Origin of the sequence: Oceanobacillus jordanicus (genome assembly GCF_022095695.1) — a bacterium.
In the GTDB taxonomy this organism is placed as follows: Bacteria; Bacillota; Bacilli; order Bacillales; family Amphibacillaceae; genus Oceanobacillus_B; species Oceanobacillus_B jordanicus.
The window spans coordinates 116,458-138,878 of sequence record NZ_JAIFZM010000011.1 but is presented as its reverse complement, the minus strand read 5'-3'; the positions used below and the strand labels follow the sequence as shown (position 1 = coordinate 138,878).

The 22,421-nt window shown below is 38.8% G+C and carries 23 protein-coding genes and 1 rRNA gene; 18 read left to right on the top strand and 6 right to left on the bottom strand.

What is annotated here, in order from left to right; all coding sequences use genetic code 11:
* Positions 1-119 precede the first annotated feature (119 nt).
* Positions 120-235 (top strand): 5S ribosomal RNA (gene rrf / locus K3T81_RS13930).
* Between the two features lie 82 nt (positions 236-317).
* Here rrf and K3T81_RS13925 read toward each other — a convergent pair.
* Together K3T81_RS13925 and K3T81_RS13920 are read right to left on the bottom strand one after the other, a co-directional pair.
* Entirely contained in the window at positions 318-518 is a 201-nt protein-coding gene (locus K3T81_RS13925) for a hypothetical protein (protein WP_106897204.1), read from the bottom strand.
* A 96-nt stretch (positions 519-614) separates the two neighbouring features.
* On the bottom strand, positions 615-1,865 hold the full coding sequence (locus K3T81_RS13920) for a BaiN/RdsA family NAD(P)/FAD-dependent oxidoreductase (protein ID WP_238020583.1): 1,251 nt from the start codon (positions 1,863-1,865) through the stop codon (positions 615-617).
* 189 nt (positions 1,866-2,054) lie between these two features.
* Between K3T81_RS13920 and K3T81_RS13915 the strand changes: the two genes are divergently transcribed.
* The 5 genes from K3T81_RS13915 to K3T81_RS13895 all read left to right on the top strand — a co-directional run bounded on the left by K3T81_RS13915 (position 2,055) and on the right by K3T81_RS13895 (position 6,805).
* Positions 2,055-3,677, top strand: a complete 1,623-nt coding sequence (locus K3T81_RS13915) for a putative polysaccharide biosynthesis protein (RefSeq protein ID WP_238020582.1) — start codon at positions 2,055-2,057, stop codon at positions 3,675-3,677.
* A gap of 11 nt (positions 3,678-3,688) precedes the next feature.
* On the top strand, positions 3,689-4,408 hold the full coding sequence (locus K3T81_RS13910; RefSeq protein WP_238020581.1) for a pseudouridine synthase: 720 nt from the start codon (positions 3,689-3,691) through the stop codon (positions 4,406-4,408).
* Positions 4,409-4,418: 10 nt separating this feature from the next.
* Positions 4,419-4,997 (top strand): RNA 2',3'-cyclic phosphodiesterase, encoded by a 579-nt coding sequence (thpR, locus tag K3T81_RS13905; protein WP_238020580.1) that lies wholly within the window; start codon positions 4,419-4,421, stop codon positions 4,995-4,997.
* The gene (locus tag K3T81_RS13900; RefSeq protein WP_238020579.1) at positions 4,972-5,907 is read left to right on the top strand and encodes an NERD domain-containing protein; all 936 of its coding nucleotides are present in this window, start codon (positions 4,972-4,974) and stop codon (positions 5,905-5,907) included. Before thpR ends, K3T81_RS13900 begins: the two co-directional genes overlap by 26 nt.
* Positions 5,908-5,986: 79 nt before the next feature.
* Positions 5,987-6,805 (top strand): phosphotransferase family protein, encoded by an 819-nt coding sequence (locus tag K3T81_RS13895; RefSeq protein ID WP_106897198.1) that lies wholly within the window; start codon positions 5,987-5,989, stop codon positions 6,803-6,805.
* On the opposite strand, the gene K3T81_RS13890 is transcribed toward K3T81_RS13895, so the two are convergent.
* The gene (locus tag K3T81_RS13890; RefSeq protein ID WP_106897197.1) at positions 6,792-7,079 is read right to left on the bottom strand and encodes a YtzH-like family protein; all 288 of its coding nucleotides are present in this window, start codon (positions 7,077-7,079) and stop codon (positions 6,792-6,794) included. The two genes, K3T81_RS13895 and K3T81_RS13890, sit on opposite strands and share 14 nt — an antisense overlap.
* 78 nt (positions 7,080-7,157) lie before the next feature.
* Here K3T81_RS13890 and trmB point away from each other — a divergent pair, with 78 nt between their 5' ends.
* Positions 7,158-7,802: a tRNA (guanosine(46)-N7)-methyltransferase TrmB gene (gene trmB, locus K3T81_RS13885; RefSeq protein WP_238020578.1), complete on the top strand. Its 645-nt coding sequence runs from the start codon at positions 7,158-7,160 to the stop codon at positions 7,800-7,802.
* Positions 7,803-7,905: 103 nt separating this feature from the next.
* Entirely contained in the window at positions 7,906-8,760 is an 855-nt protein-coding gene (locus K3T81_RS13880; RefSeq protein WP_238020577.1) for a YtnP family quorum-quenching lactonase, read from the top strand.
* 45 nt (positions 8,761-8,805) lie between these two features.
* Here K3T81_RS13880 and K3T81_RS13875 read toward each other — a convergent pair whose 3' ends face one another.
* Positions 8,806-9,120 (bottom strand): PepSY domain-containing protein, encoded by a 315-nt coding sequence (locus tag K3T81_RS13875; RefSeq protein WP_238020576.1) that lies wholly within the window; start codon positions 9,118-9,120, stop codon positions 8,806-8,808.
* 339 nt (positions 9,121-9,459) lie between these two features.
* Between K3T81_RS13875 and K3T81_RS13870 the strand changes: the two genes are divergently transcribed.
* On the top strand, positions 9,460-10,530 hold the full coding sequence (locus K3T81_RS13870; protein ID WP_238020575.1) for a M42 family metallopeptidase: 1,071 nt from the start codon (positions 9,460-9,462) through the stop codon (positions 10,528-10,530).
* 130 nt (positions 10,531-10,660) lie between these two features.
* Entirely contained in the window at positions 10,661-11,164 is a 504-nt protein-coding gene (locus K3T81_RS13865) for a DUF84 family protein (RefSeq protein WP_238020574.1), read from the top strand.
* A gap of 25 nt (positions 11,165-11,189) precedes the next feature.
* On the opposite strand, the gene K3T81_RS13860 is transcribed toward K3T81_RS13865, so the two are convergent.
* Positions 11,190-11,630: a YtoQ family protein gene (locus tag K3T81_RS13860; protein WP_238020573.1), complete on the bottom strand. Its 441-nt coding sequence runs from the start codon at positions 11,628-11,630 to the stop codon at positions 11,190-11,192.
* 389 nt (positions 11,631-12,019) lie between these two features.
* On the opposite strand from K3T81_RS13860, the gene K3T81_RS13855 reads away from it, so the two are divergent.
* From K3T81_RS13855 to K3T81_RS13820, 8 genes are all read left to right on the top strand, one after another.
* Positions 12,020-12,334: a thioredoxin family protein gene (locus K3T81_RS13855; protein ID WP_106897190.1), complete on the top strand. Its 315-nt coding sequence runs from the start codon at positions 12,020-12,022 to the stop codon at positions 12,332-12,334.
* Between the two features lie 59 nt (positions 12,335-12,393).
* Positions 12,394-13,200 (top strand): DUF1444 domain-containing protein, encoded by an 807-nt coding sequence (locus tag K3T81_RS13850; protein ID WP_036572034.1) that lies wholly within the window; start codon positions 12,394-12,396, stop codon positions 13,198-13,200.
* Positions 13,201-13,215: 15 nt separating this feature from the next.
* Positions 13,216-13,818 carry a YtpR family tRNA-binding protein gene (gene ytpR / locus K3T81_RS13845; RefSeq protein WP_238020572.1) on the top strand — a complete coding sequence of 201 codons (603 nt, stop codon included), beginning with the start codon at positions 13,216-13,218 and terminating at the stop codon, positions 13,816-13,818.
* A 146-nt stretch (positions 13,819-13,964) separates the two neighbouring features.
* Positions 13,965-16,241 (top strand): DNA translocase FtsK, encoded by a 2,277-nt coding sequence (locus tag K3T81_RS13840; protein ID WP_238020571.1) that lies wholly within the window; start codon positions 13,965-13,967, stop codon positions 16,239-16,241.
* A 69-nt stretch (positions 16,242-16,310) separates the two neighbouring features.
* A complete protein-coding gene (locus tag K3T81_RS13835; RefSeq protein ID WP_106897187.1) occupies positions 16,311-17,420 on the top strand; it encodes a nicotinate phosphoribosyltransferase in 1,110 nt (369 codons plus the stop codon).
* Positions 17,421-17,549: 129 nt separating this feature from the next.
* Entirely contained in the window at positions 17,550-18,854 is a 1,305-nt protein-coding gene (murC, locus tag K3T81_RS13830; protein ID WP_106897186.1) for a UDP-N-acetylmuramate--L-alanine ligase, read from the top strand.
* A 377-nt stretch (positions 18,855-19,231) separates the two neighbouring features.
* Positions 19,232-19,636 carry a DUF948 domain-containing protein gene (locus K3T81_RS13825; RefSeq protein WP_106897185.1) on the top strand — a complete coding sequence of 135 codons (405 nt, stop codon included), beginning with the start codon at positions 19,232-19,234 and terminating at the stop codon, positions 19,634-19,636.
* 29 nt (positions 19,637-19,665) lie between these two features.
* Entirely contained in the window at positions 19,666-20,097 is a 432-nt protein-coding gene (locus tag K3T81_RS13820) for a YtxH domain-containing protein (protein WP_036572047.1), read from the top strand.
* 131 nt (positions 20,098-20,228) lie between these two features.
* Here the strand turns inward: K3T81_RS13820 and K3T81_RS13815 are convergent, their stop codons facing one another.
* Positions 20,229-22,355, bottom strand: a complete 2,127-nt coding sequence (locus K3T81_RS13815) for a cell division protein FtsA (protein ID WP_238020570.1) — start codon at positions 22,353-22,355, stop codon at positions 20,229-20,231.
* Positions 22,356-22,421: the final 66 nt, after the last annotated feature.

Genomic DNA, 22,421 nt, shown 5'->3' with positions numbered 1-22,421 from the left:
GTGGAGCTGACGGATACTAATAGATCGAGGACTTAACTAACATTTTTCTTGATTCGTTGTTTACTCTTATTTAGTTTTTAGGGTATAAGTACACCTAAAGATTCGGTTTCAAACCGAGGTCTGGTAGCAATTGCGGAGAGGTCACACCTGTTCTCATGCCGAACACAGAAGTTAAGTTCTCCAGCGCCGATGGTAGTTGGGGCTTTGCCCCTGCAAGAGTAGGACGCCGCCAGGCAAATGGAAAAAGGTTATGCATTTTGTATGCATAACCTTTTTTGTATAGAAATAATAAACATGCCATAATGGCACGTTTATTATTAGCTCATTCCATACGGACCGAGCTGTTCCGTATTCTCTCCGTCCTGTATTTTGCTATTTCCACTCATCTGAGTAACCAATGGGACCATTTTTTCTATGGTTTGATTGAAGTTTTGGTTATTCTTCGTCATCGTATAATACGTTGCAGCTCCTACTCCGACGGAAGCTAATATAGGTAACCACATTCCATTTTTCTGCATGTCTAACCATCCTTTCCTTGAAGCAGATTTTTTGTCAGACATGCTTAGGTTGAACGTAATACAGTAAGTCATACAAGGTAGCTAATACCAATAATATTAATCTGCAGCATTACTTCCCGCAAGTCTTCCTGTTACTAATGCTGAGGTAATATTATACCCACCAGTATAACCATGAATATCTAATATTTCTCCACAAAAGAATAACCCATTCATTAACTTAGATTGCATAGTATTAGGGATAATCTCTTTAATGGAGACACCACCTCCTGTAACAAATGCTTTTTCAAGGGGCAAGGATCCCTGTACATTAAATGTAAAGTTTTTCATGTCGGCTATAATACTGCGAATTCCGTCATGAGATATATTTGCTCCATTTTGTTCAGGTGAAATCCCGTTAGCTTGTAAAAGATAATCCAAAAAGCGTTCTGGCACTAACCCTTTTAAAATTGTTTTTATAGAACGCTTTGGATGTTCTTTCATTGCCTTCAACGTTTCCTCTAATAAAACATGCTCTTTAGTGGAAGGAATGGCGTCCAAGTGCATTGCCACTTGATCATGACCCTTCATGAGTTCTTTTACAACAAATTGAGAACAACGAAGAACAGCAGGTCCCGAAACACCAAAATGGGTGAAAAGCATGTCCATCTGGTGTGTTATAATTGGCTTGCTTTTTTTGTTAAGTACAGAGAGCGATATATCCCGCAGCGACAAACCTTGCAAAGCTTTCTCTTGGATAAATCTTTCATTTGAAGTTAAAGCAACTTCTGTTGGATAAAGCTCTGTAATGGTATGTCCAGCTTTTTTTGCCCAGGCATAACCGTCGCCTGTCGAGCCTGTATGGGGCACTGCTTTTCCTCCAACTGCAATTACAACAGAACTTGTTGGAAAAGCTTGTTTGTCTTTCAAAATAACTTGATGTGGTTCTTCATAAGAAAAATGCACTGCTTCGACTTCAGTTTCTAACTTAACGTTTACCTTTAATTCATCTAGCTTATTTATTAATGCATTTACAACTGTTTTTGCAGAATTGGAAACAGGAAACATTCGACCATGGTCTTCTTCCTTGAGTTCTACTCCTAGTTCTTCAAAAAAAGAGATAATATCATAATTATTAAAGACAGAAAATGCACTATATAAAAACCTACCGTTACCGGGGATGTGCTTAATGACTTCATCTTCTGGCAGACGATTTGTCACATTGCAACGTCCTCCACCAGAAATTGCTAATTTTTTACCTAATTTATTTCCTTTTTCAATAAGCATGGTCTTGGCACCCTTTTCAGCAGCCGCTATCGCAGCCATTAAACCTGAAGGGCCTCCACCAATTACAATTACATCATATTTCAATTTCTTCATTCCTTTCCTATGTATCATACCACTGGTATAATGTGATCTCAACGTTCAAGGGGGCGTCTAAAAGGTATTTCAATTGATGACTTCTTGAAATTCTTGAAGGAATAAAAATTATCGTTATTAGAAACCTGTCTATTTATGATAAAATAGCAGATAGAATAGAAATTAGATGCAGGTGAAAAAATGTCGAATATAATCAGAGGCACCATGTTATTAACAGGTGCTTCCTTTTTATCAAAACTCCTTGGCATGCTTTATGTTATTCCATTTAATGCCTTGGTCGGAGAGACGGGAGGCGCGCTTTTTCAATTTGCGTACATTCCCTATAGTATATTTATTAGTATTTCAACTATTGGCGTCCCTTTAGCCGTTTCAAAGTTTGTGGCGAAGTATAATTCTGTAGGTGACTACGAAACAGGAATGAGGATGTTTAAAACAGGTATGACTATGATGGCGGTGACAGGACTGCTCTCTTTCCTGGCACTGTTTTTTAGTGCGGAATTACTTGCCGAACAAATGATTACCAGTAAGGATCCAGGAAGTATTTCCGTAGCTGATGTAACATTTGTAATTCGTATGGTGAGTGTAGCGTTGATCGTAATACCTGCAATGAGTATAGTGAGAGGGTTCTTTCAGGGGAATAATTCTATGGGCCCTACTGCGATCTCCCAGGTAGTTGAACAAATCGTTCGTATTGTCGTTTTGCTAGGTGGCGCGTTTGTAATTATGAAATTTTTAAATGGCTCCATTACGACAGCGGTTGGTTTTGCGACATTCGCTGCCTTTATTGGGGCTATAGCGTCCTGTATTGTTTTATATATATACTGGCGAAAACGAAAGTCACACTTTACAAGGCAAATGGAACAGCAGAAGTTTACGTACGATATATCGACAAAAAAACTATTAGCGGAGTTGTTTCGTTATGCAGGGCCGTTTGTGCTAGTTGGTTTAGCTATTCCATTGTATCAACTAGTTGACTCCTTTACCTTTGAACGGGCTATGGTTGCATCGGGGAGGCAAGATATATGGGAATTTTCTTTTGCTGTTATTAGCAATTATGGCCATAAACTTGTCATTATCCCGATAACATTGGCAACAGGGTTATCGCTTGCGATTATTCCTGCAATGACCAAGTCATTCACGCAAGGAAATACAGAGTTGCTTACAAAACAGATTAATCAAACCCTACAAATCGTATTGGTGCTTGTTGTTCCAGCTATTATTGGACTATCCTTGCTATCCGGCGAAGCTTATGGTTCTTTATTTGGTGCAATGAAACGGATTGATGTATCTGGCCCCTTGTTAGGGCTTTATGCACCTGTTGCTTTGTTTTTTGCATTGTACAGTGTATCTTCTGCTATATTGCAAAGTGTAAATCAACAGAATTATGCTGTAATCAGTTTGCTTATAGGGTTACTAGTGAAAATCCTGTTTAATATTCAGCTTATTCATATGTTTGGTGCTAAAGGAGCAATTATCGGTACAGCACTTGCTGCAATAATTGCAGTTGCACTTAATTTATATCGAATTAAAACATCCATCAATTTTTCCTTTAAACAAACATTCAAGCGAACGTTGCTTATTCTAATATTTGTCATCTTTATGGCAATCACGATATGGATAACCAAGTTTGTAGGAGGAATGTTTATACCTTATGAGGAAACGCGGACAGGTGCTACGATTATGCTAGCCTTAGCTGTCCTAACTGGTGGTACTGTTTATATGTGGTTTGCTTACCACTCTACATTACTTGAACGCGTGCTGGGAAACCGGATTCGTTTCCTGGATCGAATTTTTAGTAGATAGGAGAGACAAGGATGCGAGTTGATAAGTTACTGGCGAATAGTGGTTATGGCAGTCGTAAAGAAGTGAAAAGTCTATTAAAAGGGAAACAAATAACACTCAACGGCATAGTCATAAAAGATGGAAGCACCCATGTAAATCCAGATACTGACAATGTTGGAGTGAATAACAAGAAAGTAAGTTACGAAAAATATATCTATCTTATGATGAACAAGCCACAGGGATGCCTTTCTGCTACAAAGGATGCTCGGGATAAAACGGTGATAGACCTATTGGGTGACGAAGAAAAGACCTACCAGCCTTTCCCCGTAGGGCGTCTCGATAAAGACACAGAAGGGTTGCTGCTTCTTACGAATGATGGACAGCTAGCACATGAGCTGACTTCTCCAAAAAAGGATGTTAAAAAGCGCTACTATGCCAAAATTAATGGGGAAGTCCTTAATAGCCATGTAAAACTGTTCCAAGAAGGGCTCGTGTTAAAGGATGGGTACCATGCAAAGCCGGCTTGGTTGGAAATAATACAGTCAGGGAATACATCAGAGATAATCGTTACCGTAACAGAAGGAAAATATCATCAAGTGAAGCGTATGTTTGAAGCAGTAGATCGAAAGGTTCTCTACTTGAAACGTTTAGAAATGGGAGAGTTACAATTGGACAAGTCCCTTTCACTTGGTGCGTATCGACCACTTACAGAACAGGAAAAAGCGTATTGTTTCTCCATTAAACGTAAATAGAGGTGTTAACATGGGTAATCATTATTTTATCGCTGTTCCATTACCTGATCGTATCAAACAGGATTTATCGCAACTTCAGGAAAAACTAAAGAGAAATCTTACGTATAAGCAATGGCCAATCGCGGAAGATTTTCATATAACATTAAAGTTCTTTGGTGATTTACCCGATAATAAAGTACATCAACTAAAGGAACGCTTGCCTGAGATTCAAGAACAATTGGTATTTTCATTAAATGTTGGGAATATAGGTTTTTTTGGCGATTTAAGAAGACCACGGGTACTATGGGCAGGAGTAGAAAAAACGGAACACCTTCAGAGTCTTTATTCATCTGTAGAAGATATCGCTTCAGATTGCGGCATTGTTAGAGAGAATAGACCATATCGTCCTCATATCACCATAGCTAAAAACTGGATAGGTGAAGCAAAGAGAGAACAAATAGTACAACTGGATCACATGCACAATGAACAACAAACAATGAAGGTGGATAGAATAGTGCTCTATCAAATTTTTCCACAAAAGCGACCGAAGTACCATCCGGTTGCCACTTTTGAACTAAAGGGAGATGGTGATACTGGCTCAGCTGATTAAGTTACAGGATTATATAACGCGTTATGAGTGGGATACATATCGATATCCCAGTCAATATATAAGATTAAAGCAGGATAATTGGAAAAAATTATATGATCGTTGGTTAAACCCAACTGAAGAGCCCGAAAACTCGGTACTTGAGGACACGGATAGTTCTAGAATATCCAAATTAAAATCCTTTCTAAAAAAGGATGCTATCACATCAGAAGAAGTAGAACCAGAACCAGAAGAGATACTTCCCAATACTGAGGCTGAGCTCAAGCAATATTTTTTAGATCAGCTATTTGATTTTCAGCTGAAATGGGCGACATCTACAGTGACGGAGCGTTCTGTCATGCACAAGAAATATCAAGACGACTCGTTATTGAAATTCTTCCTGCAACGTTTTCCAGACTCTTATTTGCTCCTTTACTTTCCAATATTTTCAATAAAAAAAGCCCCTGTGGATGGCGAGATTCTTCTCATTGGACCATTAGGGATTGAGATAATATATATAGCAGAAACGGAAGAAGGAGCATCCTTTATTGCTGGTGAAGAAAGGACTTGGACGATCCAGGGAGAAAAAGAAAGTAGAAAGATGCTAAATCCGTTGATTGCATTAAAACGAACGGAACAAATCGTCCGAAGTATTTTACGCACGAAAGACATAGAGTTCCCAGTGCATAAAACAGTTCTTTCCAGAACCAACTTAATTATTAACCATTATGAGCCCTATCAAACAAGGATGATTGATAAACGTTCCTTCGAAGAATGGTTCCAAGAGAAACGTAGCTCTTCTTCCCCACTGAAGAGTAGTCAACTTAAGGCTGCGGGCACATTATTAATACATTGTCAGACCACTTCTGTAAAACGACCTGAATGGGATGAAGAAGCGATAACCTTTACATTTGCTGATGATGAAAAGAAATAAAATTTTAAAGTTGTATTTTTAATTCAATCCCTATAAAATAAGTAGTTGAATGCTATTTTTTGAAAGATGTGAGGAATATATGGTGAACTGGCTGAAGCAAGTTCTAGGAAAAGGCTGGGAAGTAACTCCAGCTGGTGGGCTAACTGGCGATGCATATTTAGCAACAAAAGAAAACAGGCGGTTGTTTCTTAAGCGAAACTCTTCACCTTTTTTAGCTGTACTATCAGCAGAAGGGATCGTCCCAAAATTGATTTGGACCAAGCGTATGGAGAACGGTGATGTCATCACAGCCCAGGAATGGCTGGATGGGAGAGAATTAAAACCTGCTGAGATGCAGCGTTACCAGGTAGCTGAGTTACTACGTAAGATACATGATTCCTCTGAATTACTCCATATGTTAATGCGGATTGGTAAAAAACCCGTCACTTCTGATGAAGGGTTTCTTTATATAACTGGTAGACTGCAACAGTTGGGAATTGCTGAAAAGCATGCTTCCGTTGCTACAGCAATGTCATATTTGGAACAAATGCTCCCTGTTACGAGACATCAACAGCAGGTTGTTTGTCATGGGGACTTAAATCACAACAATATTCTTTTAACCAACGAAGGTCATCTGTATTTAATCGATTGGGATAACGCAATGATTGCCGATCCTGTAATAGATTATGGGATGGTACTTAAATGGTATATTCCTCAGGCAGAGTGGGATGACTGGCTATACCAGTATGGTATATCAATGGACAAAGAGCTTGTAGAGAGAATGTTTTGGTATTTGCTTGTTGATGCATTACATTACGTATGTTGGCATAGTGAGCGAAACGAGTTCGACAAAGTTACAGAAAGACTGCGCAATCTTGATGAATTAAATAGCTATATTAAAACATCTATCTTGCTGTGAATTGATTAATTGCACCAATCCATTGTTCAATATTGTCTCGATTCGCAGTGATATGCTCAGGAACGTTAGGTGTATTTTCACCCTGCGCGCCATAATTATATATATCGGGTAAAAGTTGAACTAGTTGGGTATCTGTAATACGATTATCTGATAGCATTGACTGGACAAGTCTCTTTATTTGCTGATATTCTGATACATTTCCGCAACATTCTCCTGATTGCTCATCCAGTAAATCCAATAGAAGTACTAATTGATGATTGGTTGTTAAAGACATGTTCGATCACCTCTTATCTTATTTTCAGCATTTTTATTAATAATATACACACATTATAAACAGAGAAAGGTGCTATATATGCGTCAACGACACAAACCGTGGGCAGATACATTTTTACAAGAGAATAATCATCTAGTTGTACCACAAGCACAGCAATATAAAGGGAGATGGAAAGAACTATTTGGTAACAATAACCCTGTGCATGTTGAAATTGGCACGGGAAAAGGACAATTTCTAGTTGGGATGGCTCAGCAGCATCCTGATATCAATTTTATCGGGATAGAATTAGCTAAAAGTATAGTGGTAACAGCAGCACAAAAGGTATTGGATGCCGAGCACAAGAATATTCTATTACTAAATGAAAATGCTGCTGATTTCCGGGAAATTTTTGCTGATGGAGAAATTGCCTGTATTTATCTCAATTTTTCTGATCCATGGCCAAAAAACCGCCATGCTAAAAGAAGATTGACATATCAAAGTTTTTTAGAGCAATATCAAGAAGTTCTTGCAAGTAAGGGAGAAATCATTTTTAAAACAGATAATCGTGGTCTCTTTGAATATTCCCTTGTTAGTTTCTCCCAATTTGGTATGCTATTAAATGAAGTGAATCTTGATTTACATGCCATAGATGACCCTTTGAATGTGATGACAGAGTACGAAGAAAAGTTTTCAGCAAAAGGGCAACCAATATATCGATGCCGGGCGTTTTTCCCAGGCACTTAAGAACCTCCTAGTAGGTTCTTTTTAAATGAATAAAAATGGTAACGCTTGCAGTAATTTCGAAGCTTTTGCTACACTAAATACAGTATGGAAAGGGGAAAGGGTTATGGAGAAATTACAAGTAGGTAGAGCCACATTGACCTGGTTACGGGGCGGTGTTACGTATATGGACGGTGGAGCAATGTTCGGAGTTGTACCAAAGGCGTTATGGAGTAAAAAGTATCCAGTTAATGACAATAATCAGATAGAGCTGCGAACAGATCCAATTTTACTGCAAATTGACGATAAAAACCTTTTAATTGATAGTGGGGTTGGCATTGGAAAATTTACAGATAAGCAAAAACGAAACTATGGGGTGCTTGAAGAATCTTTCATAGAACAGTCTCTTGAAGAACTCGGCTTAACCGTTGCGGACATCGATGGGGTTCTCATGACACATATGCACTTTGATCATGCCTGTGGATTAACAGTAAAAGAAGGGGACACCTATCAATCTGTTTTTAAAAATGCAGTTATTTATACGACTGAAACAGAGTGGGCAGAAATGCGTAATCCTAATATTAGGTCTGTTAACACGTATTGGAAACAAAACTGGGAGGCCATCAAAGAACAAGTTCAGCCTTTCTCTAAACAAATGGAAATTGTGGATGGGTTACGTATGATACATACAGGTGGACATAGTGACGGTCATGCAATTGTGTATTTCCAAGACGGGGATGACAGCTTTTTACACATGGCAGATATTATGCCGACTCATGCACATCAAAACAAGCTCTGGGCACTTGCCTATGATGACTATCCTGTCACAAGTGTACATGAAAAAGAGAAATGGATGGCTACTGGGTATGCCAATAGGACGTGGTACACGTTCTATCATGATGCATTCTACAGAGCAATAAAGTATAACGAAGACGGCGAAAAGATTGATAGTGTAGAGAAACAACAATATACAGAGATTTAAATAAAAAAACCAGACTTAGTAAAGTGTCTGGTTTTTTTATTGTTTTTAGGCAGTTTGCGTGGCGCCTAGAACAGCTCCAGTATCGACGTCAACATGGAATTCATATTGCTTATTTTCTCCGTCAATGGTACGTGTTACCCCACCACGGTAAGCATTATAAAGCAATCCATCTTTTTCTATTTCCTCTGGTTTCATGTAAATCCAGGATCCGCTTATAGGTCCTTGCTTCTTAAATGTTTCTTTTGCATGTTTCAGTGCTTTTTCAGGTGTGACACTTTGATAGTTATCGAATTGTTGTTTCGCCATATAGCCGACTACTGCACCGATTCCGGCGGCAAAGACTACTCGTTTTATACTCATTCTTCATCACCTCATGCTAAATTTTGTTTGTTAATCTCGTATATTATTTTCACTTAATAGTATAACTTATCCAATTAAAAATAGAAAATAATAAAATTCATTAAGTGAAAACTTCACTAAATAGCGATTTTTTTAACCCAAGCGTAAGGATAACTAACGGCCAATCACAGAACCCATGTATCTTGGTCGTTTTCTTCCCTGCTTCCCTTCTTATTTTTGCTCCAATTTCTTGTTCCGTAAGAACTATTAGTAGTTTTACGGTGGATAAAAGTGAATAGTGGAAAGAGAACGACACTTTCCGGTATACTAATAATATTACATACTTGAAGGTGGGATAAGATGAAGCAGGATACATTGGAGCTTTTTAGAAACTTGACTGAATTACAAGGGGCACCAGGAAATGAGCATGCCGTAAGGTCTTTTATGAAACAAGAGCTAACAAAATATGCGGATGAAATTATACAAGACAACCTTGGTGGTGTCTTTGGTGTGAAAAAGGGAGACGAAAACGGACCTAAAGTAATGGTAGCAGGTCACATGGACGAAGTTGGTTTCATGGTTACACAGATTACGAAAAACGGTATGATACGGTTCCAAACACTTGGTGGCTGGTGGAGCCAGGTTCTTCTTGCACAACGGGTGCAAGTGATGACAGAAAATGGCCCAGTTGTGGGTGTGATTGGATCCATTCCGCCACATAATTTAACTGATGCGCAACGTCAAAAGCCGATGGAAATTAAAAACATGCTTATTGATATTGGAGCAGATGATAGGGAAGATGCCGAGAAAATAGGGATAAAGCCAGGACAGCAAATTGTTCCATTAACCCCGTTTACTCCTATGGCAAATGAAAAGAAGATACTGGCCAAGGCTTGGGATAATCGTTATGGTTGCGGGCTATCTATTGAATTATTAAAAGAACTGCAAGGTGAAAAACTACCGAACCAACTTTTCTCAGGGGCTACCGTTCAAGAAGAAGTTGGACTGCGTGGTGCACAAGTAGCTGCTAATATGATTAAGCCAGACATTTTTTACGCATTGGACGCGTCACCTGCAAACGATGCTTCTGGTGATAAAGAGGAATTTGGTCAGCTTGGTCAAGGGGCGCTCTTACGCATTTTTGATCGTTCTATGATTACCCACCAAGGAATGAAAGACTTTGTTCTTGATACAGCAGAATCTAATAATATACCTTATCAGTATTTCATTTCCCAAGGGGGAACAGATGCTGGACGTGTTCATCTATCCAATAATGGAGTCCCTTCGGCAGTCGTAGGGATATGCTCTCGTTATATTCATACATCTGCTTCCATTATCCACGTAGATGATTACGCAGCAGCAAAAGAATTGATTGTAAAATTAGTAAAACAAACAGATGCTAATATGGTAGAACAGATCAGAAAGGCTTAATTTTTCAATGTGCTTGATCTGATAAAGTATATCTAGTCTAATAAAATTCTTTGTTCCAGACTTTTTTGCAGACATGCTATGATATGTTGCGAGAAAGTCTGGAGTTTTTATTTTTAGAAGAGGTGAAAAGATGAATATAGTAGTAGGGTCCAAAAATCCAACAAAAGTAGAAGCGGCTCGAGCAGTGTTTACTTCCGATAGCATTGTCTCATTTGATGCTCCTTCTAATGTTTCCCCACAACCAATAACAGACGAAGAAACGAGAGAAGGGGCAATAAACAGGGCGAAACAATGTGCAAGCAATGATGAAGCAGACCTCGGCATTGGTCTTGAAGGCGGCGTGATGGAAGTGGATGGGGAGCTCTTCTTATGTAATTGGGGTGCGCTTGTCACAAAAGATGAAAAGATCTATACAGCTAGCGGTGCCCGTATCGCTTTACCAAGAGAGTTCGCTAAAGAACTTCATTCTGGCAAGGAACTAGGAAGTTTAATGGATGTTTATGCTCAAAGAGAAGGGGTCAGTAAAAAAGAAGGTGCTGTAGGTATTTTTACAAATGATCTTGTAAGTCGACAGGCGATGTTTGAACATGTATTAACATTACTAAAAGGCCAGTGGAGATTTTGGAACAAATAAAAAGCAGCGGAGTCGCTGCTTTTTTCTATGCATAGATATAGACTAGTACTTCTAGTGCTTGATCAATTGTCTCAACGGTTACGTTTGCTTTATTACTTAACTCTTTTAATGGGTGTATTAAGGAATCTGGTCTCACAATAATGGTGGGTTTGTTTAGTGCTATAGCAGTGCTTGCATCCATAGCTGTATTCCATTGCTTGTATTGCTCTCCAAATAAAGCAATGACAACATCTGCTCTATTCATTAACACTTCTGTCCGCAGATTATTGACACTTGAAGCAGCATCGTCCTTGTATAGATTACTAGGTTGTTTACCGAGAATTTGTTCCCCTATGTTGTCTGAATGCTCATGGCTTGTTTGCGGGGAGACAAAATGGAGGGGGAGCTTCTTTTCCTCCGCTTTTTGTTTTAGTTCGTTTCGCCAGTCATCGTGGATTTGTCCTGCTAAATAAACGGTTAGTTCCATCATATTCCTCCTCTATCCTTTTTTATCCCGGAGCAATCGTCCGTATGTCTCCCACTTCAAAACATGAAGTGAAACCGTTAGTTTTTAGTGGAGTAAACGGACGCTAACACCCCGATTCGTTCAACTAACAATCAGCGGGGAAGAACGAAGAACACCACTGATTGAAGCTTCACTTTATATCGTATCGAAAATGACAGCACTTGCAAAGAAATTAGACTTCCGTAGTAAAAGACACTACACTTTTGTTCCATTCGTTTTCATAGTACAATATTTTGGATTGTACATGACATAGTAGGAGTAAGATAATAGAAATTTGTTTAAGCAAGGATAGCCTTGATAATTGAATCTAACACAAAAGAAAGATATGATATGAAAGGGAGTTGATACAAATGAAAAATCTTGAAACAATTGAACAATTTAATGAATGGAAAAATAATGAAAATGTTATAATGTATTTTACTGCAGGCTGGTGTCCCGATTGTGTTGTTATTGAGCCGGTACTGCCAGAAATAGAGGAAGAATTTCCATCCTTTACGTTTATAAAAATAAACCGAGACAATTTTATTGAAATCTGCCAAGAACATGATGTATATGGAATACCAAGCTTTCTTGCATTTTCGAATGGCAAGGAAACAGGGAGATTTGTCAGCAAGGATCGAAAAACGAAAGAAGAGATAGTGGAATTTATACAGGGACTTTCGTAGTCAATATAAAATCATTCCCTGTCCTTTATGAATGAAGTATGGACTAAGGAGGATGTAAGATGAAAATGACATCATTAAAATTAAAGCAAATTTTGCAGGAACGCTTGTCAGATACACGATATCACACGTCCTACAATCGAGATAAGGACACATTTCGTGTGGAGTGGAAAGAATCAAGACAAGGTATAACCATAACATTACCTAACGTTGTTGCGAAATATAATCAGCGAGGCCAAGAAGCAATAGAAGAGCTCGTTGAACATATTACAGAGGCACTGCGGATTATGAACGAAGAACACCAATTGGCTGGAATGGAGAAAAACATTTTCCCTGTTATAAGGGCAACCTCTTTTCCTAATAAAACAAAGGCCAATAAAGAATTAATTAACAGGGAACATACTGCAGAAACCCGGGTCTACTATGCTTTGGATCTAGGAAAATCCTACCGATTAATCGACAAGGATTTGCTTGAAAGTGAAGGATGGACCGAAGATAGGATTAATGAAATTGCAACGTTTAATTTACGTTCACTCGATTGTGATTATAATAAAGATACGGTAGCGGGCAATGATTTTTATTTTATTGCTAAACAAGATGGTTATGATGCAAGCAGAATACTTAATGAAGCATTTCTAGAAGAAATGAAAGCAAATATGAAGGGTGAAATGGCCGTAGCTGTACCTCACCAAGATGTTTTTATTATTGCTGATATCCAAAATAAGACCGGCTACGATATTTTGGCACAGATGAATATGAAATTCTTTGCAGAGGGAAGAATACCGATCACATCTCTACCCTTTATTTACGAAGACAAGCAGCTGGAACCAGTATTTATTCTTGCAAAAAATAAACCAGAGAACAATTAGGGAAGGAAGAGTTAAATGGATGTATTTTATAACCCAGATGGTATTGGTGATGTACTTATCATTCCACTTAAAACCGGGGATCGTTACGAGCTAAAACATGATAAAGTAGGAGATATTACAAGAATTACGGATTCAGATGGAGCAATATTAGGCTACAACATATTTCAGGCTTCAAAACATTTCACAAAGCTAACAAATGGAAAAAATACCATGACAGAAGCGTTGCTTGATGAGATGAAGGAGTTATTTGCAGCAGAAAGCGTAATGGATTCATTAGACTTTGACCTATCACCTAAATTTGTTGTAGGTCATGTTTTAAGTAAAGAACCTCATGAAAATGCAGATAAATTAAGTGTCTGCCAAGTAGATGTAGGAAGTGAGACATTACAGATTGTCTGTGGTGCACCTAATATTGATGAAGATCAGTATGTTGTTGTTGCAAAGGTTGGCGCAACGATGCCAAGTGGTCTACAGATCAAACCGACAGAATTACGAGGTGTTCCTTCGAATGGTATGATATGTTCGCAAAAAGAGTTGGGACTACCAAATGCACCGAAGGAAAAAGGGATATATGTCTTAGAGGAATCTTATACACCTGGGGATACGTTCACATTTTAATGGGAGCCAAAGTGTAATTACTATGGTAAGCCAAGCGAGAACAACCTTTGTTAATACATGGGTTGTTTTTATTTTGAGATCTACAATCCATATAAAACCTGTTAGAATGGTAATACACGACTTATGTATGAAATGAGTGATTAAACATGTGGGATCAATGGAAGAAAAAGATAAAAACCCTCTTTGTTGAAGAGGAAGAGCAAGAACAACCAGAATTAAAACAACAACACAAACAAACACAGGATCTGCAGGCAAAGATGATGTACCAATACCCGAAAAAACCAGCTTTTCGGTTTCCTGTTATCCCAGATCAGCATGCAGATAATACTGATCCTTCAACTCCTGGGGAACGACCAAGAGAAGTTCATGTAAAACCAAAACGAACAGTTAACAAAGAAGAAAAAAACTTTCCAAGTTACGGTAATAAAATTTACAAGAAAGAAATAGATACACCATTTAAACGTACAGAGGTGCCATCCCCTATATATGGGTTCCAGCAACGGAAAAAGAATAGTCATATCGAGGATGTTCCAGCGTTCAAGCGGAAAGAGGAGAGACTTACAAACGAACTACCGATCCTGGATGAACGACAGGAAGTGGGGGATGTAACCAATACATCAAACCTTGTACATAAGGAGACCAGTGTTGAGAAAATGGCCGCTACTATCGAAGAGACACAGCCTGTGGTTAACGAACAAAGGGAGGAACCAGTAAAAGAACCGGTAGAGCAATCCTTTGCAAAAACGCACACAGAGACCAATGAAGAGCCTCAGGTAGGAACAAAAGAATCTTCGTCATATGAGAGAGAAAAGAGTAGCAGAAGCAATAGTACTGGTTCTGGAAACAGGACATCCGGCCAAGGCCCATTCAATGTCATTATGACACCAAGGGACAAGAAACAATTGTTTGAGAAACAAAAACAGCAAGAAAAGCACGTGCAAACAAGCAGTTCGCATAATAATTCTTCTATTGTGACGAGACAAGCCGAAGAAGAGATTGTAGGAAACACAAAATCAATTCCAAATCATCTCCTAAATGATCCTGTTCAAAAGGATAATGCTGATCATTTGTGGATAGAAGAACAGCAAGAATTACTGGAACAGACGTTAAAGCACTTTAATGTCCGGGCGAAAGTGGTTAACGCAACACAAGGCCCTTCTGTAACACGATTTGAAGTCCAGCCTGAGCTAGGCGTAAAGGTTAGTAAGGTGAAGAATCTAAGTGATGACTTGAAATTAAATATGGCTGCAAAAGATATTCGAATCGAAGCACCAATTCCTGGTAAAAATACCATTGGAATTGAAATCCCGAACCCTAACCCGCAAATGGTTGGTTTACAGGGGATATTTGAGTCAGAAGCTTTTAAAGGCAGTCTCTCCCCTTTAACGATTGCACTAGGATTAAGTATTGAAGGACAACCATTAATCACTAACATTCAAAAAATGCCACACGGGCTGATTGCAGGTGCGACTGGTTCTGGTAAAAGTGTTTGTATTAACACCATCTTAATCAGTCTTTTGTATAAAGCTAGTCATGAGGATGTTAAGTTTCTACTCATTGACCCGAAAATGGTTGAACTCGCACCATATAACGGTATTCCTCATCTTGTATCTCCTGTTATTACAGATGTAAAAGCAGCTACTGCTGCTCTGAAATGGGCGGTTAGTGAAATGGAATCCCGGTATGAGCGATTTGTTCAAGAGGGGGTCCGAGACCTTGAACGGTTTAACCAAAAGATATTAAAACAAGGTAGACCATCCGAAAAAATGCCATATATTGTCATCGTTATTGATGAACTGGCAGATCTAATGATGATGTCACCACAGGATGTGGAAGAAGCAATTAGCCGTATTGCACAAAAGGCAAGGGCTTGTGGAATCCACCTTCTTCTAGCGACACAACGACCTTCAGTAGATGTTATAACGGGTTTAATTAAAGCAAATATTCCCACCCGGATTGCATTCAGTGTATCCTCACAAGTAGATTCAAGGACCATTTTGGACACTGGAGGCGCTGATAAACTACTCGGTAAGGGAGATATGTTGTTTATCGAAAATGGAGCAGGTAAGAGTATCCGACTACAGGGGCCATTTGTTTCTGACGAAGAGATAGAGCGGGTTACGAGCTATGCCAGAGGGATTGCTGAGCCGAATTATTTGTTTGAGCAAGAACAGTTGCTCGAACAGATAGCAACAGATGACGAAGAGGACGAATTAATGGATGACGCCATTGAATTTGTGTTGCATCAGAACAGTGCAAGCACTTCTCTTCTGCAACGACATTTTAAAATTGGTTATAATCGTGCAGCCCGCCTAATAGATGCACTTGAAATGAAAGGAATTATTTCGGGGCAAAATGGGAGCAAGCCACGAGATGTTTTAGCAACGAAGGCACAAATAGAGGAATGGCAGCTGAACGATTAGCCTTGTTTCCCATATCTTTTTTCTATATGATAAGAGAAACAGATTATTAGATGTAAGGAGAAACAAATAATGAAGGAAATCTCACAAAAATTAGAAGGGAAAATCAACCGGTTAACGAATAAGACATTTAAATTCGATGAACGTATTAGAGAAGGTTGGTTTTCCGCAGTATATTTTTTAAAAACAAAGGAAATAGCAGAAAACAAATTACCTGATAATAGTGTTACCATGCAATTTTTTCAGAAAGAGAGTGCTGTTTTATGTGGCACAGATGAAGCTATCGCATTGCTACACACTTTTGCCAAAAATCCAGAAACTCTAGAAATCCATTCGCTTAAAGATGGCGACAAAATTAGTCCTTTCGAGTCTGTATTAACAGTGACTGGAGCCTATCAGCAGTTTGGTTTCTTAGAGGGGATAATTGATGGAATATTGGCAAGAAGAACATCTGTCGCTACAAATGTATACAATGTCGTAAAAGCAGGCAGAACCTCCGGAAAGCAAAAGCCCGTCATCTTTATGGGGGATAGGGATGATCACTATACACAGCAGGCTGGAGATGGCTATGCTGCATTCATTGGCGGATCAACTGCACAGGCTACACACGCTATGAATGAATGGTGGGGGAAAGCAGGAATGGGAACAATGCCTCATGCCATGATCCAGATGTTCCGCGGTGACCTTGTTGCAGCTTCAAGAGCCTATCATGAAATGTACCCTGATGATGACCTTGTAGCACTTGTTGATTACAATAATGATGTTATAACAGATTCCTTAAAAGTTGCACATGAATTCGGCAGGGATTTAAAAGGTGTACGCCTGGATACTTCGCGAACGCTTGTTGATAAGTACTTCTTAAGGAATCATCACGTAATGGGAACCTTTGACCCTCGTGGCGTAAACCCTGAACTTATTTTTGCACTTAGAAAGGCATTGGATGATGAAGGCTTTGATTATGTAAAAATAATGGTTAGCGGTGGTTTCACCGAAGAACGAATTACCTCTTTTGAAAAAATCGGAGTGCCTGTTGATATGTATGGTGTTGGTGGTAGCTTACTTAAGATTAACATAGGGTTTACCGGTGACAACGTATTACTAAACGGTACACCTGAAGCAAAAGAAGGTAGGCGCTATCGACCGAATCCCCGACTTGAGAAGGTAGACTTTCTAAAATTGTAAGCTCAAGCTCACGGCGCAACTTATTATTTAAATCCTTCTCTCATTTTGCTATAATAATAAAATAGGTGTAAAAATTTATCAGCTAATAGTTAAATAATCCTTTTTACGCACAATTTGGAGGTTCTTTTTATGACAACTTACCATTTTATTGGTATAAAGGGGACGGGAATGAGTGCTCTAGCTCAGATTCTTCACGATTCAGGTGAAAGAGTACAGGGCTCCGATGTGGAAAAACACTTTTTTACACAGGAAGCATTGGAGGAAAAGAACATTCCGATTCTCCCTTTTTCAGAAACAAACATTAAAGAAAATTTCACAATAATTGCAGGCAATGCTTTTTCTGATGACCATTCAGAAATCAAAGAAGCAAAAAGACAAGGTCTAACATTTTACAGGTACCATGAATTTCTTGGAGAATGGCTAAAACAGTATACGAGTATCGCAGTCACGGGTGCACATGGCAAAACGTCGACTACAGGACTATTGGCACATGTCTTAAATGAAACGTACCCTATATCCTATCTAATAGGCGATGGAACGGGCAAAGGACATGTTGACAGCCGCTATTTTGTTTTTGAAGCATGTGAATATCGCAGGCATTTTCTCAGTTATGAACCGGATTATGCAATTATGACAAACATTGATTTTGATCATCCGGATTATTTCACAAGCATTGATGATGTGTTTGAAGCCTTTCAATCTATGGCAGATCAAGTGAAAAAAGGAATTATAGCCTGTGGAGATGACGAAGAGCTTCAGAAAATCCAGGCGAAAGTACCGGTGGTTTATTATGGCTTCGCTGCTACTAATGATTTCCAAGCCCAGAATGTAGTGGAAAATGAAGCAGGCACAACTTTTGATGTTTTTGTGCGAAACACATACTATGATACATTTACTATTCCAATGTACGGTAATCATAATGTCTTAAATGCGCTATCTGTTATCGCAATTTGTCATTATGAAGAGGTTAAGGCACAGGATATTAAAAAGATGGTAACTTTCGAAGGTGTGAAACGTAGGTTTACCGAGAAAACGGTAGCCAATCAGGTATTAATTGATGATTATGCACACCATCCAAAAGAAATTACTGCTACGATTGACTCAGCAAGAAAGAAATATCCAAGTAAAGAGGTTGTCGCTATTTTTCAACCTCATACATTTACAAGAACGAAAACATTTCTTGATGAATTTGCAGAAAGTCTTTCATTGGCCGATCACGTCTATTTATGTGATATATTCGGATCTGCAAGAGAAGAAGCGGGCAAGCTGACAGTGAATGACTTGCAACAGCGGATCGATGGAAGTGAAGTGTTACAGCTTGACCATACGGATGTTTTAATGGAGTATGATGATGCTGTGCTTGTTTTCATGGGTGCAGGAGACATTCAAAAATTTCAAGAGGCTTATGAAGAAAAGAAAAACGTACGAAACTAAACAAGTAGAAAAGAATCTGTTATCAGGTTCTTTTTTGCTTTTGGGAAAATTGCTCACCGTAATGTTTTATTCCTAGGGACACATGTTAGCCCTACCACAAACCGAAATGGTGTGGTGCAACCGCGATGTAAACGGCATTCATCGCTTTTGCAAATAATATTTAAAGGGATTTTTACATATATGTCGAATTAATAATAATAGAGGTAGTTTCACGAGCATGTTTAGTTCTTTTGTGTTAGGGTATTTATAAAAAAGGATTATTGTTGGTATAATTAATACGTATAAATTATACTTAAATGACTTAATGGTTTGTCCTTTTTCATGCAAACAATGTCTAGTAGCCATACTATTGACAACAGAAGGAGTGATACTACAAAATGGAAATAATGCTTTATATTGCTGCATTGATTGTTGCGGTAGCGTTTGCAGTACTTGTTGTGTACGCAATTATGACCTTGAAAGCAACAAAACAAACAATGGACAATGTTAAAGACTCACTGGATGGTTTGAACACTCAAATGAAGGGAATAACGGATGAGACCACCCAGCTTTTAACGAAAACAAACAGACTTGCTGATGATGTACAACAGAAGTCTTCGAAACTTAATGGTGTATTTGATGGAGCGAAGGGATTAGGAGAGACAGTGAGAGATTTTAATAACTCTTTAAAACAGCTGTCTGGCAGTATATCTCGCACAGCAAATCAAAATCCTGAGAAAGCAACACAGGCAGTTAAGTGGGCCTCAACCCTAATGGAAGTATGGAAAAAGAAAAGTAAATAATAATAGTAAACATACAAGGAGGATATCGCATGGCTGAAAATAACAACATAAATACAAAAGATTTTATTATTGGTACACTGATTGGAAGTATGGTGGGTGCAGCAGCGGCATTATTGCTTGCTCCTAAATCTGGTAAGGAATTAAGAAGTGATATTAACCAGGGAGCAGGGCAAGTAAAAGACCGTGCCAATGAATGGAAAGACACTGCCCAAGAGAAAAGTGTTGACTGGAAGGATAAAGCGTATACTACTGGTGCTGAACTTAGACAAAAAGCAATGGACACAACTTCTCAGTTATCCAAAAGCGCGTCAACAAAAACGAAAGAAATGACCAGCACAGTAAAGTCAAAGCTAAATCGGAAAAAATCTAAAGAAGATCAGGCACAACAGGCAGCTAATGATGTGGCCGAAGCAATAGAAGAGGCTACAGAAGAGTTAGAAGCAGCTAAGAACCAAGGATAGTCATCATATTATGTAAATTGAGAAATATTTAAAAGTGAAATAATAATAAGTATGCCGAGCATTTATTCAAACCTTTTCGTTTGAATGATCGCTCGGCATTTTTTATGACACCTAAGATATAAGGTAAACCATTACCAGGTAATCCGAAGCTGGTCACCATGTTGAATCTCTGCGTCAAAGGAAGCTGGCATATCATTTATATATAGTTTGAAATCCCCACTTACTTTACTAATATCTATATCAATGTACCGAAAGATATCTTGAAAAATAAAGGGCTCAACTTCTTTTGCTTTCATGCTTAAGTAGTCCAGATTATTCAATTCAGTTTCTTGCCGAACTGTCTCTCCATCTCGTTTTATGGAATAACAAGACTGTTCTAATTCAATGTACTGCCCATTAAAGTAAACGGCGATGGTGTTTACAGCCTTTTTACCTAGCACAGTAAATAAATCAGATACAAGCGGGGTGCTAGCAGGTTCTATCGTCAGTTGATCGTTGTTATGAAGCACCTTGTCATCATTTGCTTGATTATTGTTAACAAAAATTCTAGTTTCTCCTATAGGGAGCTTTACTTCCTCGTCATTTACATAAACCGAGAAAGAATTAATCTGAAGTGATCCCTCTTTGTCAACATATGGCAAGAAATCTTTTACAGTTGTTTCATTTTCAAAGATAATGTTGTCTCGGTCTTTAACAACATAGGCTTTAACTTGTTTCTTTCCGTTTACGAAATAATTGGCATAACGTTTAATAGGTTGATTATTAAAATAGATTACTTTGGATGGAAGATCACCAATAAGCTCTTCTAAAGTAATTAGAGCAGGGGAGCCATCCTCGCCTTTCTCTACCTCTACATTATCGTTATTCAGTATGGATTGTTCCACCGTAGTCTTAATGCCGTTCACAGACAGTTGAGGTGCCTGACCAAATTGCCCTGGTATTGTGATTTCCTTTCCATTCACGGTCACCATTACAGCGGATCCCGGGCGACCATACATTTTTTGAATATCTAGACCAGCCTGAATGAGGGCATCTCCAACGGTTAGTTGTTTCATTTCAAACATACGAACCTTTTGCTTATTTACATTAACAGTAACATAATGAACTGGATTTTGTTTTGCGGCAATTGCGATACCAATAGGTGTCACAAAATCGGGGCCTTTTGGTAAAGCCTCTGATGACACTAAGTTTTGAATCGCGTCAATTCCTCTAACTGCTACGCGGTTCTCTGGTAATCTTAGTTTATCCGCTAGAATTTTTGTGATCTCAGGTGTTAAACTACCACCGCCTACCAACATGACGGCTTTCGGAGGATTCGCGTTTAAAAGAAGGATTTCTTCAGCTACCTTAGAAGCAAGGTACTCTACTTTAGAGCGTATTTCTCCTACTAATGCATCATAGGTAATGGTTGTTTCGAATCCGAGAATATCAGCAACCATGGCTTCTCCATCATTGACAATATCTCGTTTTGTCTGTTCAGCCAAAGGGAAGTCAAGGAGATATGCATCACTAATGGCTTCTGTAATTTCATCTCCTGCCACTGGAACCATTCCGTAGGCAGCAACTGTGCCCGCATTGGTGATGGCGATATCACTAGTTCCAGCCCCAATATCAACTAAGGCTACATTAAGCCTTCTCATTGACTCAGGAACAAGGACGTGGATAGCCGCTATTGGCTCTAAGGTAAGAGCGTCCATTTCAAGTGCTGCTCGTCCTAAGGCAGCCAACAGAGATTCCACTACGATCTTAGGGAGAAAGGTGGCAATAATTTCTACAGAAGCTTTCTCCCCACTCTGATCAATCAGAGATCCAATTCTTTCCTCATCAATTTGATAGTGTAAAATCGAGTAGCCAACACAATAATAATTATGATAATCTTCTGTTTGCTCCTCTTGAGCAAGCTTGATTTGGGCAGCTTGTACGGCACTTAACTCTAAGTGCTTGATTGTTTCCTCTTCTACAATTGGCTGTTGATTCAGCTCGATCGTAGAGGTTGCCTGAGTTGTTTTCAATGCTCTCCCGGCTGCAGCCACACAAACCTTATGTAAGCTTCCGTGTGTGTGTTCAAGCTTTTCTTTAACCTCACGAATAATATCCGATACGGCTACCACATTATGTATTTGACCATCTCGCATTGATCTTTCTGTATGTTCCTTTGTATAATAATCTATCACCTTAAATTTCGTTTCTTCTTTTTCTAAGATAATCCCTGTTACGGAGCGTGTTCCGATGTCTAAAGCAAAAATACGATCGTCCATCATAAAATAACCCTTTCCCTCATAATCTGACTCTATTATAAACTTTTAGAAACTTTTTATCGACAA

Bases quoted from the DNA above. Each gene is read 5' to 3' on its own strand.
- K3T81_RS13925 (WP_106897204.1), bottom strand. From the start codon at position 518: ATGCAGAAAAATGGAATGTGGTTACCTATATTAGCTTCCGTCGGAGTA.
- K3T81_RS13915 (WP_238020582.1), top strand. From the start codon at position 2,055: ATGTCGAATATAATCAGAGGCACCATGTTATTAACAGGTGCTTCCTTT.
- K3T81_RS13910 (WP_238020581.1), top strand. From the start codon at position 3,689: ATGCGAGTTGATAAGTTACTGGCGAATAGTGGTTATGGCAGTCGTAAA.
- thpR (WP_238020580.1), top strand. From the start codon at position 4,419: ATGGGTAATCATTATTTTATCGCTGTTCCATTACCTGATCGTATCAAA.
- K3T81_RS13900 (WP_238020579.1), top strand. From the start codon at position 4,972: ATGGTGATACTGGCTCAGCTGATTAAGTTACAGGATTATATAACGCGT.
- K3T81_RS13895 (WP_106897198.1), top strand. From the start codon at position 5,987: ATGGTGAACTGGCTGAAGCAAGTTCTAGGAAAAGGCTGGGAAGTAACT.
- K3T81_RS13890 (WP_106897197.1), bottom strand. From the start codon at position 7,079: ATGTCTTTAACAACCAATCATCAATTAGTACTTCTATTGGATTTACTG.
- trmB (WP_238020578.1), top strand. From the start codon at position 7,158: ATGCGTCAACGACACAAACCGTGGGCAGATACATTTTTACAAGAGAAT.
- K3T81_RS13880 (WP_238020577.1), top strand. From the start codon at position 7,906: ATGGAGAAATTACAAGTAGGTAGAGCCACATTGACCTGGTTACGGGGC.
- K3T81_RS13875 (WP_238020576.1), bottom strand. From the start codon at position 9,120: ATGAGTATAAAACGAGTAGTCTTTGCCGCCGGAATCGGTGCAGTAGTC.
- K3T81_RS13870 (WP_238020575.1), top strand. From the start codon at position 9,460: ATGAAGCAGGATACATTGGAGCTTTTTAGAAACTTGACTGAATTACAA.
- K3T81_RS13865 (WP_238020574.1), top strand. From the start codon at position 10,661: ATGAATATAGTAGTAGGGTCCAAAAATCCAACAAAAGTAGAAGCGGCT.
- K3T81_RS13860 (WP_238020573.1), bottom strand. From the start codon at position 11,630: ATGGAACTAACCGTTTATTTAGCAGGACAAATCCACGATGACTGGCGA.
- K3T81_RS13855 (WP_106897190.1), top strand. From the start codon at position 12,020: ATGAAAAATCTTGAAACAATTGAACAATTTAATGAATGGAAAAATAAT.
- K3T81_RS13850 (WP_036572034.1), top strand. From the start codon at position 12,394: ATGAAAATGACATCATTAAAATTAAAGCAAATTTTGCAGGAACGCTTG.
- ytpR (WP_238020572.1), top strand. From the start codon at position 13,216: ATGGATGTATTTTATAACCCAGATGGTATTGGTGATGTACTTATCATT.
- K3T81_RS13840 (WP_238020571.1), top strand. From the start codon at position 13,965: ATGTGGGATCAATGGAAGAAAAAGATAAAAACCCTCTTTGTTGAAGAG.
- K3T81_RS13835 (WP_106897187.1), top strand. From the start codon at position 16,311: ATGAAGGAAATCTCACAAAAATTAGAAGGGAAAATCAACCGGTTAACG.
- murC (WP_106897186.1), top strand. From the start codon at position 17,550: ATGACAACTTACCATTTTATTGGTATAAAGGGGACGGGAATGAGTGCT.
- K3T81_RS13825 (WP_106897185.1), top strand. From the start codon at position 19,232: ATGGAAATAATGCTTTATATTGCTGCATTGATTGTTGCGGTAGCGTTT.
- K3T81_RS13820 (WP_036572047.1), top strand. From the start codon at position 19,666: ATGGCTGAAAATAACAACATAAATACAAAAGATTTTATTATTGGTACA.
- K3T81_RS13815 (WP_238020570.1), bottom strand. From the start codon at position 22,355: ATGGACGATCGTATTTTTGCTTTAGACATCGGAACACGCTCCGTAACA.